We start from the raw sequence: 14,000 nt of genomic DNA, 5'->3' as shown, positions 1-14,000 counted from the left end.
ATGACCTACACACTTCAGCCGGTACGAGAGACTTTCTTTAATCTGCCAGCCGCGAGCGACGCCCAAGCGGGATCGGTCGCGATTTTTGGTGCTGTTCATGGAACGGCTTATCCCCGCAGTATTCCCGATAAGCCTGGTATATCAGCGCCGGATGCTGTCCGCAGGGCGATCACTGAAGCGTCCGTGCATGTCGATCATTGGGATTTCGATTTCGATGGGCCTTTGCTGAACGATGGCGCGCTGGATGTCGTGGACCTGGGTGATGTCGTTACGCACTATGATGATAATGCGGGTAATCGCGCCGCGATTGAAGCGGCAACCCGGTACATCCGGGCAGCCGGTGCTATTCCGCTTCTCATCGGTGGCGATGATTCCGCCGCCATCCCCTTCATGCGCGGTTTCTCGGATGCCGAAACGCTGCATATCCTGCAGATCGACGCGCATATCGACTGGCGCGACCGGATCGGCGACGAGCCGCTTGGTTATTCCAGCACGATGCGGCGCGCCTCCGAGCTTCCGTTCGTGCGTTCCATGACCCAGGTCGGTCTTCGCGCTGTCGGCAGTGCGCGCCGCGAAGAAGTCGAGACGGCGAAACGCTGGGGTTCGCGGTTGGTTACGGTGCGTCAGGTTCGGGCAAACGGCGTTGTGGAGATCGCCGACGCCATTCCGCGTGATGGTGCATTGCTCATCCATATCGATGTCGATGCGCTGGACCCGTCGATCTGCCCAGGCGTCAACGCAATGTCACCCGGAGGTCTATGGCTTGAGGAAGTTACCGATCTCATCGCCTCGGCAATGACGGGCCGCACACTCGCTGGCTTTTCGATCGTCGAGTTTCAACCGAAGGCCGATGTCAACGGAATGACCGCGACTGTGGTCGGCCGGTTGATTTGCCATGTGCTAGGCAATCTGGCCCGCAAGAATGGCCGTTAAACGGAGCTGATGCGGACCAGATAAGCTTCAACGGGCATATCCGAACTGATGCGGCAAGGGCCTTCGATGATGGCACAGTCGAGCCGGGTCAGTTCCTCGGCGTGCTCACCGCTGTCGATCCGCAGATTGCCAAGCGACAGAAGCATCGTTACGCCGCCTTCGGCATCGAGAGGATGGTCGCCTTCAAACACGCGCCGCTCAACCTGGTGCGCCCAGCGGTCCCGCCGGGTCATCACGTTGAGATCGACGATCGTGCCAGATACCAGCCGTGCCGAGGTTGCTGTATCGGCCGGAAATGCGAGTGGTTCGGACGCTCGGGTCAATACGACTGGCTTTCGACCGGCAATATCCAGTTCCATACCTTCGCCCTCAAGGATCGACAGGGTGCGGTCTATACCGGCAAACACTGAAAACGGGCCATCGCTGGCAACTGTTGCCATGCTGACCCGCCAGCCGAACGCAGACAGATCGGCTCCCAGCGGGAAAATAGCGATCTCGACGGTCTCACCGCCACCGTTTTTCCACGGCATGCGGCGATGATTGGTGGCCTTCAGCACGTGAAGTTGGCTGGGAAAGGATGTCTGTTCGTCGCGCATTGTAAACCCCTACGGCGTGAACTAAGTTTAGTGGACTAAGTCCGAAGGAAGGCGATGATGGAAACGGTCAATATTCACGAGGCAAAGACGCATTTGTCACGCTTGATGGAGAAAGTGTCGAAGGGCGAGTCCTTCATCATTGCCAAGGCCGGCAAGCCGATTGGAAAGCTCGTGCCACTGGATGAAACCGAAATGCCGAAAAAACGCCGGATCGGTTTCATGAAGGGTGAAATCATCGTGCCTGATAATTTCGATAGGATGATGGCCGATGAAATCGAAGAGATGTTTTACGGCAATCCCGACAAGTTCAAAGATCGATGAGATTTCTCCTCGATACACATATCCTGATCTGGGCGGCGGGCGATATCGATCTGCTGCCAACTGACGTCAGGCTACTCATCGAAGATACGAGCAATGAGCTTCTGTTCAGCCCGGCCAGCATCTGGGAAACAGCGATCAAGCACGGCCTGGCACGTGATGACTTCCGCACCGATCCTTTCGTTCTGCGTTATCGTCTTCTCGAAAATGGATACATCGAATTGCCGATCAACAGCGAACACGCAATCGCAATTGCCGGGTTGCCGTTGCTTCACAAGGACCCCTTCGATCGCATCCTGATTGCTCAGGCGATTATCGAAGGGGTTCCTCTCATATCGGTTGACGATATGGTCCTGCGCTATCCCGGGCTTCCGAAATATCAGCTGACCTAAAACCTCAGTTGCCGAGAATACCCGGCAGTCGCAGGCCCTTTTCCTTGGCGCAGTCGATGGCGATGTCGTAGCCCGCGTCGGCGTGGCGCATGACGCCGGTTGCCGGGTCGTTCCAGAGTACGCGCTCGAGGCGGCGGGCGGCGTCGTCAGAGCCGTCGGCGCAGATGACCACGCCCGAGTGCTGCGAAAAGCCCATGCCGACGCCGCCGCCATGATGCAGCGACACCCAGGTGGCGCCGGATGCGGTGTTGAGCAGCGCGTTCAGGAGCGGCCAGTCGGAAACGGCGTCCGAACCGTCCTTCATCGCTTCCGTTTCGCGGTTCGGCGAGGCAACGGAGCCTGAATCGAGATGGTCGCGGCCGATTACGACCGGAGCCGAAAGCTCGCCATTCTTGACCATTTCATTGAACGCGAGGCCGAGGCGGTGGCGGTCACCGAGGCCGACCCAGCAAATGCGCGCCGGCAGGCCCTGGAAAGCGATGCGCTCGGCGGCCATGTCGAGCCAGTTGTGCAGGTGCTTGTTGCCCGGCGTCAGTTCCTTCACCTTGGCATCGGTCTTGCGGATATCCTCCGGATCACCCGACAGGGCTGCCCAGCGGAACGGGCCGATGCCGCGGCAAAACAGCGGACGGATATAGGCCGGCACAAAACCCGGGAAGGCGAAGGCGTTTTCCAGACCCTCGTCCTTGGCGACCTGGCGGATATTGTTGCCATAGTCGAAGGTCGGGATACCCATGTCCTGGAAGGCGATCATTGCTTCGACATGTTCGCGCATCGAGGCGCGGGCAGCCTTTTCGACGGCCTTCGGATCGCTTTCGCGCTTTTCCTTCCACTCTCCCATCGTCCAGCCCTTTGGCAGATAGCCGTTGACCGGATCGTGAGCCGAGGTCTGGTCGGTGACCATGTCGGGACGGATGCCGCGGCGGACCATTTCCGGTAGGATTTCGGCGGTGTTGCCAAGCAAGCCGACGGACTTCACTTCGCCGTTCTTGGTCCAGCGATTGATCATCTCCATCGCTTCATCGAGCGTTTCGGCTTTTTCGTCGACATAGCGGGTGCGCAGGCGGAAATCGATCGAATCCGGGTTGCATTCGATAGCAAGGCAGCAGGCACCAGCCATGACGGCGGCGAGCGGCTGGGCGCCACCCATGCCGCCGAGACCACCCGTCAGCACCCATTTTCCCTTGAGATTGTCGCCGTAATGCTGGCGGCCGGCCTCGACGAAGGTTTCGTAGGTACCCTGAACGATGCCCTGCGTGCCGATATAGATCCACGAGCCGGCTGTCATCTGGCCGTACATGGCGAGACCCTTCTTATCCAGCTCGTTGAAGTGATCCCAGGTTGCCCAATGCGGCACCAGGTTGGAGTTGGCGATCAGGACGCGCGGCGCATCCTTGTGGGTACGGAACACGCCGACCGGCTTGCCCGATTGTACCATCAGGGTTTCGTCTTCGTTGAGATCGCTCAGCGTTTCGACGATCTTGTCGAAATCCGCCCAGGTGCGTGCGGCGCGGCCGATGCCGCCATAGACAACCAGTTCATGCGGGTTCTCGGCGACTTCCGGGTCGAGATTGTTCATCAGCATGCGAAGCGGTGCTTCGGTCATCCAGGATTTTGCCGTCAGTTCGGTGCCACGGGCGGCGCGGACGTCGCGGATATTGTGACGAGGATTGGTCATTTTGTTCCCCTTTTGGTGTGTGCCAATGTCAGCGCCGTTGTTTCGATGCGCGTGAGAATCTCTTTGAGGTGAATGCGAAGCTTGGCTGCCTTGGTCTTGTCATAGGCAAAGGGCGGGGCTTCGGTGCTCAGATGCGTCGACTGTGCCAACTCCATCTGGATCGTGTGAACGCCGTTTTCCTGATCACTATAATGACGGGTCGTCCATCCGCCCTTGAAGCGGCCGTTGAGGATGCTGGTATAGCCGTCGGCGTTCAGAACGACATCGACAGTAGCATCCTGAATGGCCGGATCGCAGGTCTTGCTCATATCGGTGCCGACGTTGAAATCGGGCAATGTGCCTTCAAACAGGAACGGGATATCCGACCGGATCGAATGGCAGTCATAGAGCACGGCGATGCCGTGGATCGCCTTCACCCGCTCGATCTCGGCCAAGAGTGCCGCATGATAGGGCGCGTGGAAATCGGTGAGGCGGGCGGCGATATCGGCTTCGGCCGGCTCTTCGCCGTCCTTCCAAATCGGAACGCCATCGAAATCCGTTTCGGGAACGAGACCGGTGGTGTTCTGGCCGGGATAGAGGCTGACGCCTTCCGGATCGCGATTGGCGTCAATAACGTAGCGATGAAAGGTGGCCCGCACCGTCGTCACATCCGGCAGCAGACCATCATAGAGATGGTGAATATGCCAATCGGTATCGGTCAGCAACCTTCCGGTATCGTTCAGCCGCTCCCAGATGGCCGGCGGAACATCAGTGCCGGTGTGAGGGAAACCGAGAATGATCGGTGATGTGCCCTGTTTGACTTCGAAGACGCTCACGTCAGGCCCCCAGAACCGGAAGAATGCCGGTAGATACCGCGGCGTTCAGTGCGCCCGTGGCAATGAGGTCGCTGGCTGCCTTGAGGTCGGTTGCCATGTAGCGATCGACGTCCAGCGTCGGGACAACCTTGCGGATTGCCCCGATGGCGTCGGTCAGTTCCGGGCTGGTGACGAGGGGGGCACGGAAGTCGATGCCCTGTGCGGCGGTCAGTGCCTCGATGCCGATGATGGCGAAAAGGTTGTCGGTCATTTGTAGCAGGCGGCGGGCACCGTGGCAGGCCATGGAGACATGGTCTTCCTGGTTGGCCGAGGTCGGCGTCGAATCGACCGAGGCCGGATGCGACATCTGCTTGTTTTCAGACATCAGGGCTGCCGAGGTGACTTCGGCAATCATCAGGCCGGAATTGAGGCCTGGCTTCTTGGCGAGGAACGCCGGCAGGCCGTAGGAGAGGGCGGGATCGACCAGAAGGGCGATGCGGCGCTGCGAAATGGCGCCGATTTCGCAGATGGCAAGGGCGATCTGGTCGGCGGCGAAGGCGACCGGCTCGGCATGGAAGTTGCCGCCGGAAACGACGGAATTGTCCGAGAGTACCAGCGGATTGTCGGTGACGGCGTTGGCTTCGATTTCGAGCGTGCGGGCAACCGAGCGCAGGAGATCAAGGCAAGCGCCGTCGACCTGCGGCTGGCAGCGGATGCAATAGGGATCCTGTACGCGCTCATCGCCTTCGATATGGCTTTCGCGGATGACCGAGCCCTTGAGCAGGCCGCGCAGGGCCGCAGCGGCGTCGATCTGGCCTTTGTGGCCGCGCAGCGTATGGATATCCGGATGGAACGGTGCCGACGAGCCCATGGCGGCGTCGGTGGAAAGTGCACCGGTGATCAAAGCGGACTGGGCGGCGCGATGGGCGCGGAACAGGCCGGCGAGCGCCAGTGCTGTCGACGTCTGGGTGCCGTTGATCAGCGCCAGACCTTCCTTGGCGGCAAGGACGACCGGCGTCAGGCCGGCACGCTCAAGCGCGGTGCGGCCGTCCAGTTGTTCGCCGTTGAAGAAGGCTTCGCCTTCGCCCATCATCACCGCTGCCATATGGGCGAGTGGCGCCAGATCGCCGGAAGCGCCGACGGAGCCCTTTTCCGGGATGACCGGGATGACGCCCTTTTCGAGCATGCCTTCGATCAGCCGGACGAGTTCGAGCCGGACGCCAGACGCGCCGCGGCCGAGCGAAACGAGCTTCAGCGCCATAATCAGGCGGACGACGTTTTCAGCCAGCGGCTGACCGACACCGCAGCAATGCGACAGGATCAGATTGCGCTGCAGGGTGGCGACATCGGCGGCATCGATCTTGATCGATGCGAGTTTACCGAAGCCGGTATTGATACCGTAGACCGGCGCGTTGCCAGCGGCGATCTCGGCGATGCGGGCGGCGGCCTTCTCGATGCCCTTGTCGAAGGATGGATCGAGACGGGCGGGTTCGCCGGTCCAGTAGATGGTTTCGAGGGTCGAAAGCGGGACGGAGCCCGGTTGCAGAATAAGGGTCATGTGCAGTCCTCACCAATGCACGGGTCTCCCAACCGCGTGCTTTAAAATCAATGTCCGTTGCGGACGCGCGCATGCAGCGGGTTGAAGCCCATGCGATAGACGAGTTCGGCCGGTCGCTCGATATTCCAGATGGCAAAATCGGCCCATTTTCCGGGTTCCAGCGTCCCCACTTCGTCGACGAGGCCGAGCGCTCTTGCTGCTTCGCGGGTCACGCCGGCGATGCACTCGGTGACTGTCATGCCAAACAATGTTGCCGCCATGTTCATCGTCAAAAGCAGCGAGGTCAGCGGCGAGGTGCCGGGATTGTTATCGGTGGCGATTGCCATGGCGACGCCCGCTTTGCGGAAAAGATCAATTGGCGGCTTCTTGGTTTCGCGGATAAAGTAGTACGCGCCGGGCAGAATGACAGCGACGGTGCCGCTTTTTGCCATCGCCTCTGCGCCAGCTTCATCGGTGTATTCAAGATGATCGGCCGACAGCGCACCATACTCGGCCGCAAGTGCTGCGCCATGCAGGTTGGAGAGCTGATCGGCGTGCAGCTTGACCGGCAGGCCGTGGGCCTTGGCTGCATCGAAGACCAGCCGCATCTCATCGGTCGAGAAGGCGATGCCTTCGCAGAAGCCATCGACCGCATCGGCCAGACCCTCGGCTGCAATGGCCGGCAGCATTTCGCCAACGACCTTGGCCACGTAACCGGCCTTGTCGCCCTTGAATTCCGGCGGCAACGCATGTGCACCAAGAAAGGTGGTGCGAACAGCCACGTCGCGTTCTTCACCAAGACGGCGCGCGGCGCGTAGCGCCTTGGCTTCGTTTTCGAGATCGAGACCGTAGCCGGATTTGATTTCGACGGTGGTCACACCTTCAGCCATCAAGGCGTCGAGACGGGGAAGCGACTGGGCGACAAGCTCATCTTCGCTCGCTTTACGTAGCGACCGGACCGAGGACACGATGCCGCCACCGGCACGGGCGACTTCTTCATAGGTTGCGCCTGCAAGCCGCATCTCGAATTCGTTGGCGCGGTCACCGGCGTGAACCAGATGTGTGTGGCAGTCGATCAGGCCCGGTGTAATCCAGCGGCCGCCACAATCGATGATCTCGGCGGCGTTTTCGATCGGGAAAGGCAGTTCTGCCGCGTTGCCGGCAAAAAGGATGCGGCCGTCCTGAACCGCAATGACGCCGTCTTCGACAAGGCCAAGGCCCGGCAAGGAAGGGTTGAGCGTCGCAAGCCGTGCGTTTCGCCAGAGGCGATCACAGGTGGTTGGCCGGGGGCTGTCTGGCGGCGATTTTATGGAAGACATCGTTTTCTAGCCTTTCCTTTTCGTGTCATTATGTATAGACATAAAGAAAATGAGCGCAAGTGGTTTTTTTTGAACAACGCAGTCAGGAAGGGATGAGGCCTTGGCCAGCATTCATGCGAAATCGGCTTTGACGCCGTCGGGATGGCAGAAGGATGTACGGCTGACGATCGAGGGCGGCCAGATTGCTACGATCGAGGCGGACACCGCGGTGCGAACGGGTGATGAGCGGCACGATATCCTGGTACCCGGCATGCCGAACCTGCACAGCCACGCTTTCCAGCGCGGCATGGCGGGCCTCGCTGAAACTCGTGGCCCCGGCGCCGACAGCTTCTGGAGCTGGCGCAATGTCATGTACCGGTTTGCGCTGACGATGACGCCGGATCATGCTGAAGCGGTTGCCAGTCAGCTCTATATGGAAATGCTGGAAGCGGGCTTCTCGCGCGTCGGCGAGTTCCATTATCTGCATCATGATATCGATGGGCATGCCTATGCCGACATTTCCGAAATGGCGCAACGGATCGCTGCGGCGGCCTCATGGACAGGAATTGGCCTCACGCTGCTTCCGGTTTTCTATGCCCATTCGACCTTTGGCGGCGCAGCACCGAATGAAGGTCAGCGCCGGTTCATCAATACGGTCGAGAGCTTCGAGCGGTTGCTCGATGGCTGCCGTTCCGCCGTCAAGGGATTGCCGGATGGCCGGGTCGGTGTCGCGCCGCATTCGCTGCGGGCCGTGACGCCAGATGAGCTTTCGGCCGTTGTGGCGATGGCGAAAGATGGTCCGATCCATATTCACGTGGCTGAACAGGTCAAGGAAGTCGAGGACTGCATCGCATGGTCCGGTGCGCGGCCGGTCGAATGGTTGCTCGACAATGCCGGGCTCGATGGCCGCTGGTGCCTGATCCATGCCACTCACATGACCGACGACGAGACCCGCCGGATGGCTAAGAGCAAGGCGATTGCCGGCCTTTGCCCGATCACGGAGGCCAATCTCGGCGACGGCACCTTCAATGCGGTCGTGTTCGGTGAGGCGGGCGGCAAATTCGGCATCGGTTCGGATTCAAACGTGCTGATCGGCCTGCCGGACGAACTGCGCCAGCTGGAATATTCGCAGCGTCTGGCGCATCGCTCCCGCAATGTTCTGGCGGCCCCCGGCCAGTCGACCGGCCGTGCCTTGTTTGATGGTGGTGTCGACGGTGGTGGGATTGCGCTGGCCGGGAAGGCCGGGATCGCTACCGGCAATGCCGCGGATTTCGTCAGCCTGCGGGCGCCGGATGGCGATCTCACGGAGGATGCGGCTCTGGATTCCTGGCTGTTTGCCAACGGCACGAAACCTGAAACTGTCTGGGTGGCAGGCCGGAAGCAGGTCGAAGGCGGGCGTCACCACAAGCGGGATGAAATATCGGCGAAATTCCGTGCCGCCATGCGTGAACTGTTGGCCTGAGCGGCGGGGTTCGCTACCACGTCTTTCCAGGCAAGCGGCGATACACAGTTTCTGCTAGTACCGAACCGGATGTGCGGAAGGTGAGACCTTGGTGAAATTGCAGGATATCGATCAGGCTGTTGATGGGCCGCTTGCCGAAAGTGCAGGCGACCTGTCTCTGCATCAGCGTATCCTCGGCGATATCGAGGATCGCATTCTCTCGGGTGAATGGCAGCCGGGCTTCCGCATTCCGTTCGAAGTGGATCTGGCCGAGCAATACAAATGTTCGCGGATGACCGTGAACAAGGCGCTGACGCAGCTGGCAAAGACCGGCTTGATCGAGCGGCGGCGTAAGTCGGGGAGTTATGTCACCCAGCCACGGGCGCAATCGGCCGTATTGGAAATTCGCGACATCAAGCTGGAGGTCCAGTCGCTTGGGCTAGCCTATGACTACCGGTTGCTGAGCAAGACCCGGCGCCGCAGCACGGCTGACGATAAAAACAGGCTCGACCTCGATGCCACGGCTTCGATTCTGGAGATAAACTGTACGCATTTCGGAGGCGCGAGGCCATTTTGCTTCGAGCAGCGCCTGATCAATCTGACGGCGGTACCGGATGCGGCGGCGGAGAGCTTTGAGGTTGAAGCTCCGGGGCCGTGGCTCCTGAACCGTGTCCCCTGGAGTGCGGCCGAACATACGATCCGGGCCATCGCGGCCGATGAGACGATTGCGGCGGCCTTGGCAATCCCCAGTGGAACACCGTGTTTGACGGTCGAGCGGCGGACATGGAGCAACGGCTCCTATGTCACCCACGTACGCCTCATCTATCCGGGCGAACGCCACGCGCTGATTGCCAACTTTACGCCATCGCAGCCGAAATAGAAAAGGGCGGCGCCAGATCGCCAGCGCCGCCCTTATCAATCATCCTTACTTCTTCGGCTTTGCGCCAGAGAGCTTGGGTACTTCCTTGGATGTCGTTGCGGCGAAAGGGGTGGCTGCCTTGGCTGCAACCTTGTCCTTCTTCGGCTTCCTGACTTCCTTGTTGCTTTTTACTTGTCCTTTGGCCATGGCGCTATCCTCCTGCAAAAATCAAAATCCGCGAATGGAATGCACGGCAGGCCGCCTGCGTCTCACTTCACGAACACGACAAGCATGGACGATGCTTTGCGCTGAGACAATCGGAAAATTGGACGGAAAGTGCTGCTTTACGAGACAGTTGCTCTAACGTGCCGTTTTTGCATCCACGCCGAATTCAAGGCCCATCTCGATGAGTTCATCCCAGAGGCTTTCGGCGAAGCCGCGCAGCACAAGAAGCTCGAAGCTTTCCGGTCCCGTCCGGGAAATGAGTGCCGAAATATGACCGATCAGGGTCATTGCCGAATGGCCAACCGGGAAATTCGACACGGCGAGATCGACCGCTGTTCCCTTGGCAAGCACCGCCTCCACCGGCGTGCCACTGATGCCGATCCGGACGCGACCGTGGCCTTGATCGGAAATGGACGCCTTGCCATCCAGGACCGGTGTCTTGCCGAAAATCTCCGCCGCCGAAAGAGGCGCGTCACCGATGACGAACCATTGTCCAGGACCATACGGGCGCACGGCATACGTGCTGCCGTCGCCAATCCGGGGAATGAGCCCTGTCAGATCACCGCTGCCGCGCGTGGCCAGAACATGCAGAACATGTCCTTCCGGCAAGGCTGTCATCGTAATCCGCCCGTTGGAGGATGGTGCGCCAAACGAGCCGGACTTGGCGTTGGCGAGGGCAGGGCGATGGAGGAGCGCAAAATCAGCCATGGAGCTTTCCGTTTTCCGGATCAAAGAAAACCGGGCTGCACAGCACGGCCTTGGTGTATTCGTTTTTGAGGTCGTTCCAGACGGTGACATGTTCGCCGTGACGCGTGGGGCCATGTTTGACCAGAGCCAGGCCGATGGTCGAGCCAAGATTCGGCGAGTAGCAGCTGGAGGAAACATAACCCTGATCGTTGTCGAGCGACGGAACGGCGCCGTCCGACAGGATATGGGAGCCCGTCTTGAAGGTTGTCGCCGGATCGAGCGGCTTGACGCCGACGAGCGAGAGCCGGTCATCCGCGGTCATGCCTTCGCGTGACAGCATCGCCTTGCCGATGAAGTCCGGCTTGGTTGTGGAGACCATCTTGGCAAAGCCGAGATCGGAGGGAATGACGGTGCCGTTGATTTCGGAATGGGTGACATGGCCCTTCTCTATGCGCATGACGCCGAGTGCCTCGACCCCATAGGGGCAGATGCCGTGCGGCGCGCCTGCTTCCATGATGGCATCGGCGACCGCTTCGCCATAGCCGGCAGGAACCGCCAGTTCGTAGGCCAGTTCGCCGGAGAAGGAAATGCGGAACAGGCGGCCGGTCAGCTTGCCGCCGCAGAGTGACACCTCCTTGGCGCCTAGGAATGGGAAGGCTGCATCGGAAATATCCTCATCCACCAGTGTCTGCAGGATCAGGCGAGACTTTGGCCCGGCAACGGCAATCTGCGCCCATTGATCGGTCGAAGACGAGAACTGGACGTCGAGATCGGGCCATAGCGCCTGGGCGCAGAATTCCAGATGGTTCATGACTCCGGCCGCATAGGCCGTGGTCGTCGTCATGAAGAAATGGGTTTCGCTCAGCCGGCTGGTCGTGCCGTCGTCGTAGATCATGCCATCCTCGCGCAACATCAGGCCGTAACGCGCCTTGCTGACCGGCAGCTTAAGGAAAGCGTTGCAATAGACCCGATTGAGGAATTCTGCTGCGTCCTTGCCGAAGATTTCGATTTTGCCGAGGGTCGAGACATCGCAGATGCCCGCATTCTTACGAACATTCAGCACTTCGCGATCGACGCTCTCGCGCCAAGTCGTTTCGCCTGATTTCGGGAACCAGGAGGAGCGATACCAGAGGCCGGTTTCGACGAAGACCGCGCCGTTCTTTTTGGCCCAATCGTGCAGTGGCGATTTGCGCACCGGCTGGAAGTGCTTGCCCTTGGAAGCGCCGGTCAGCGCACCGAAGGAGAGCGGCGTATAGAAAGGGCGGAAGGTCGTCGTGCCGACATCGGCGGGCGATACCTTGCGCGCTTCGGCGAGAATGCCGATGGCGTTGATGTTCGACAGCTTGCCCTGATCGGTCGCCATGCCGTTGGTGGTGTAGCGCTTGGCAAGCTCGACATGGCCATAGCCTTCGTTGACGGCCAGGCCGAGATCCTTGAGGTGGACGTCGTTCTGGTAATCGACGAATGCCTTGCCCTTCGATCCGTGGATGCGCCAGAGCGGTTTCGAAATGGTTGCCGTGTCGGCTGCCGCGGCGAAAGCGGCCGTTGCATTCGAGAAGCCGAGTGTCTGCAGGACAGACACCGCTTTACCGGCGCCGTCTGCAAGGCAGGCTTCGACACTGCCGATGCCTGCGGCGGCCCCGGCGATGGTCAGGCCCTCCTGCTTCTCCGGTGCAAGAAATGCGGCTTTGGCATCCGACCAGACCGGCTTTGCACCGCGATGGCAGGCAAGATGGATGATGGGGCTCCAGCCGCCGGACATGCCGAGCGCGTCTGCCTCGATGGTTTCGGTCCGGCCGTTGTTGAGGACGGTCACGTCCTTGAGGTTCTTGCCGCCATTGGCATCGACCACAGTGCCTGCGAGAATACGTGCCTTGCCGGACCAGGTGCGTGCCGCATCCGGGCGGCTATCGACAATGGCCGCGACATCGAGGCCGGCCGCTTCCAGATCGGCAGCGGTCGCGTAACCGGAGGCATCGTTGGTAAAGAGGACCGTGCTTTTTCCGGGTGCGATGGCTTGGCGATTGAGATAGGAGCGCATAGCGCCCGCCATCATGACGCCGGGAATATCGTTGCCGCCGAATACTAGCGGCCGTTCTTCAGCGCCGGAGGCGAGGATTGCCTCTCTGGCGGCGATACGCCAGATGCGCTCGACTGGCCGGTTCGGGTCCACCGTGGCCGTGTTTTTCTGCACGCTTTCGACGGCGCCGAAGACATTGCCATCGTACCAGCCAAACACGGTCGTGCGGGAGAAAATACGGACATTGGGCAGGTCCGCCAGTTCGGCAAGCGTCTTTGTCAGCAGATCGGTCGCAGATTTTCCGCCGACCGGCGCCGTTTCGGAAAGCAGCGAACCGCCCGGCTCAAAACCTTCGTCGGCAAGGATGACGCGGGCACCGGCGCGGCCAGCCGTCAGCGCAGCGGCCAACCCCGCAGGGCCGGCGCCAATGACCAGCAGGTCGCAATGCGCCCAGCATTTTTCGTAGGTGTCGGGATCGGGCTGATAGGTGGCGCGGCCAAGGCCCGCGGCCTTGCGGATGATCGGCTCATAGACCTTTTCCCAGAACGCTGCCGGCCACATGAAGGTCTTGTAATAGAACCCGGCACCGAGGAAGGGCGAGAGCAGGCTGTTGACGGCGCCAAGATCGAAATCGACCGAAGGCCAGCGGTTCTGGCTTTTCGCCGTCAGGCCGCGATAGAGCTCGACGAGCGTGGCGCGGGTATTGGCTTCGGTGCGTCCGCCTTCGCCGATCGTCACCAGGGCATTCGGCTCGGCGGCACCCGCGGTCAGGATACCGCGTGGACGGTGATACTTGAAGCTGCGGCCAACGAGCTGGCGGCCATTGGCCAGCAACGCCGAGGCCAGCGTGTCACCAGCAAAACCCTGCATCGGTTTGCCGTCGAAGGTGAAATCGAGTGGCTTGGCGCGGTCGATGCGGCCGCCTTTGGGGAGACGATAGGAACTCATGCGGTCTCTCCCGGAGCACTGGCATCGGTAATGGCATAGACAATGTGGGTCATCGTATCGCGCTCGACCACAAGCCAGCGGCGGCAGCCGGAGGTGTGATGCCAATATTCCTTGTGACGGCCGCGCGGATTGTCGCGCAGGTAGACATAGGCATACCAGGCATCCTCGCCGGCATCGGGTGCCGGGCGGACGATTGCGGCGTCACCCTTGACGGTGAATTCTTCCTTGGGGCGCGGCCCGCAATGGGGGCAGGCGATCAGGCTGGCCATGTGAA

The 14,000-nt window shown here is 60.7% G+C and carries 14 protein-coding genes; 5 read left to right on the top strand and 9 right to left on the bottom strand.

Features of this window, described 5'->3' with window-relative positions; all coding sequences use genetic code 11:
• Positions 1-933: an arginase family protein gene (locus ASD36_RS09925; RefSeq protein WP_162246342.1), complete on the top strand. Its 933-nt coding sequence runs from the start codon at positions 1-3 to the stop codon at positions 931-933.
• On the opposite strand, the gene ASD36_RS09920 is transcribed toward ASD36_RS09925, so the two are convergent.
• Entirely contained in the window at positions 930-1,529 is a 600-nt protein-coding gene (locus ASD36_RS09920) for a HutD family protein (RefSeq protein ID WP_244481985.1), read from the bottom strand. The genes ASD36_RS09925 and ASD36_RS09920 overlap by 4 nt on opposite strands.
• A 57-nt stretch (positions 1,530-1,586) precedes the next feature.
• On the opposite strand from ASD36_RS09920, the gene ASD36_RS09915 reads away from it, so the two are divergent.
• Positions 1,587-1,850, top strand: a complete 264-nt coding sequence (locus ASD36_RS09915) for a type II toxin-antitoxin system prevent-host-death family antitoxin (RefSeq protein WP_060503097.1) — start codon at positions 1,587-1,589, stop codon at positions 1,848-1,850.
• Positions 1,847-2,239: a type II toxin-antitoxin system VapC family toxin gene (locus ASD36_RS09910; protein WP_060503096.1), complete on the top strand. Its 393-nt coding sequence runs from the start codon at positions 1,847-1,849 to the stop codon at positions 2,237-2,239. The genes ASD36_RS09915 and ASD36_RS09910 overlap by 4 nt, the downstream gene beginning before the upstream one ends.
• Before the next feature lie 4 nt (positions 2,240-2,243).
• On the opposite strand, the gene hutU is transcribed toward ASD36_RS09910, so the two are convergent.
• From hutU to hutI, 4 genes are read right to left on the bottom strand one after another with little or no spacing between them, the layout of a single operon-like run.
• On the bottom strand, positions 2,244-3,917 hold the full coding sequence (hutU, locus tag ASD36_RS09905; RefSeq protein WP_060503095.1) for a urocanate hydratase: 1,674 nt from the start codon (positions 3,915-3,917) through the stop codon (positions 2,244-2,246).
• Positions 3,914-4,732 (bottom strand): N-formylglutamate deformylase, encoded by an 819-nt coding sequence (gene hutG / locus ASD36_RS09900; RefSeq protein WP_060503094.1) that lies wholly within the window; start codon positions 4,730-4,732, stop codon positions 3,914-3,916. The genes hutU and hutG overlap by 4 nt, the downstream gene beginning before the upstream one ends.
• Before the next feature lies 1 nt (position 4,733).
• Positions 4,734-6,269: a histidine ammonia-lyase gene (hutH, locus tag ASD36_RS09895; RefSeq protein WP_060503093.1), complete on the bottom strand. Its 1,536-nt coding sequence runs from the start codon at positions 6,267-6,269 to the stop codon at positions 4,734-4,736.
• A gap of 47 nt (positions 6,270-6,316) precedes the next feature.
• Positions 6,317-7,567, bottom strand: coding sequence for an imidazolonepropionase (gene hutI / locus ASD36_RS09890; protein ID WP_060503092.1), 1,251 nt, complete (start codon positions 7,565-7,567; stop codon positions 6,317-6,319).
• Between the two features lie 100 nt (positions 7,568-7,667).
• Between hutI and ASD36_RS09885 the strand changes: the two genes are divergently transcribed.
• A complete protein-coding gene (locus tag ASD36_RS09885) occupies positions 7,668-9,008 on the top strand; it encodes a formimidoylglutamate deiminase (protein WP_060503091.1) in 1,341 nt (446 codons plus the stop codon).
• Between the two features lie 97 nt (positions 9,009-9,105).
• Entirely contained in the window at positions 9,106-9,867 is a 762-nt protein-coding gene (gene hutC, locus ASD36_RS09880) for a histidine utilization repressor (protein WP_244481989.1), read from the top strand.
• Positions 9,868-9,912: 45 nt separating this feature from the next.
• Here hutC and ASD36_RS31010 read toward each other — a convergent pair whose 3' ends face one another.
• The 4 genes from ASD36_RS31010 to ASD36_RS09865 all read right to left on the bottom strand — a co-directional run bounded on the left by ASD36_RS31010 (position 9,913) and on the right by ASD36_RS09865 (position 13,995).
• Positions 9,913-10,053, bottom strand: coding sequence for a hypothetical protein (locus ASD36_RS31010; protein ID WP_164491962.1), 141 nt, complete (start codon positions 10,051-10,053; stop codon positions 9,913-9,915).
• Between the two features lie 153 nt (positions 10,054-10,206).
• A complete protein-coding gene (locus tag ASD36_RS09875; RefSeq protein ID WP_060503090.1) occupies positions 10,207-10,779 on the bottom strand; it encodes a sarcosine oxidase subunit gamma family protein in 573 nt (190 codons plus the stop codon).
• On the bottom strand, positions 10,772-13,726 hold the full coding sequence (locus tag ASD36_RS09870; RefSeq protein WP_060503089.1) for a sarcosine oxidase subunit alpha family protein: 2,955 nt from the start codon (positions 13,724-13,726) through the stop codon (positions 10,772-10,774). Before ASD36_RS09870 ends, ASD36_RS09875 begins: the two co-directional genes overlap by 8 nt.
• Positions 13,723-13,995: a sarcosine oxidase subunit delta gene (locus ASD36_RS09865; RefSeq protein WP_060503088.1), complete on the bottom strand. Its 273-nt coding sequence runs from the start codon at positions 13,993-13,995 to the stop codon at positions 13,723-13,725. The genes ASD36_RS09870 and ASD36_RS09865 overlap by 4 nt, the downstream gene beginning before the upstream one ends.
• Positions 13,996-14,000: the final 5 nt, after the last annotated feature.

This window comes from Rhizobium sp. Root1334 (assembly GCF_001426665.1).
Classification (GTDB): Bacteria; Pseudomonadota; Alphaproteobacteria; order Rhizobiales; family Rhizobiaceae; genus Pararhizobium.
This window is presented reverse-complemented; position numbering and strand designations above follow the sequence as displayed.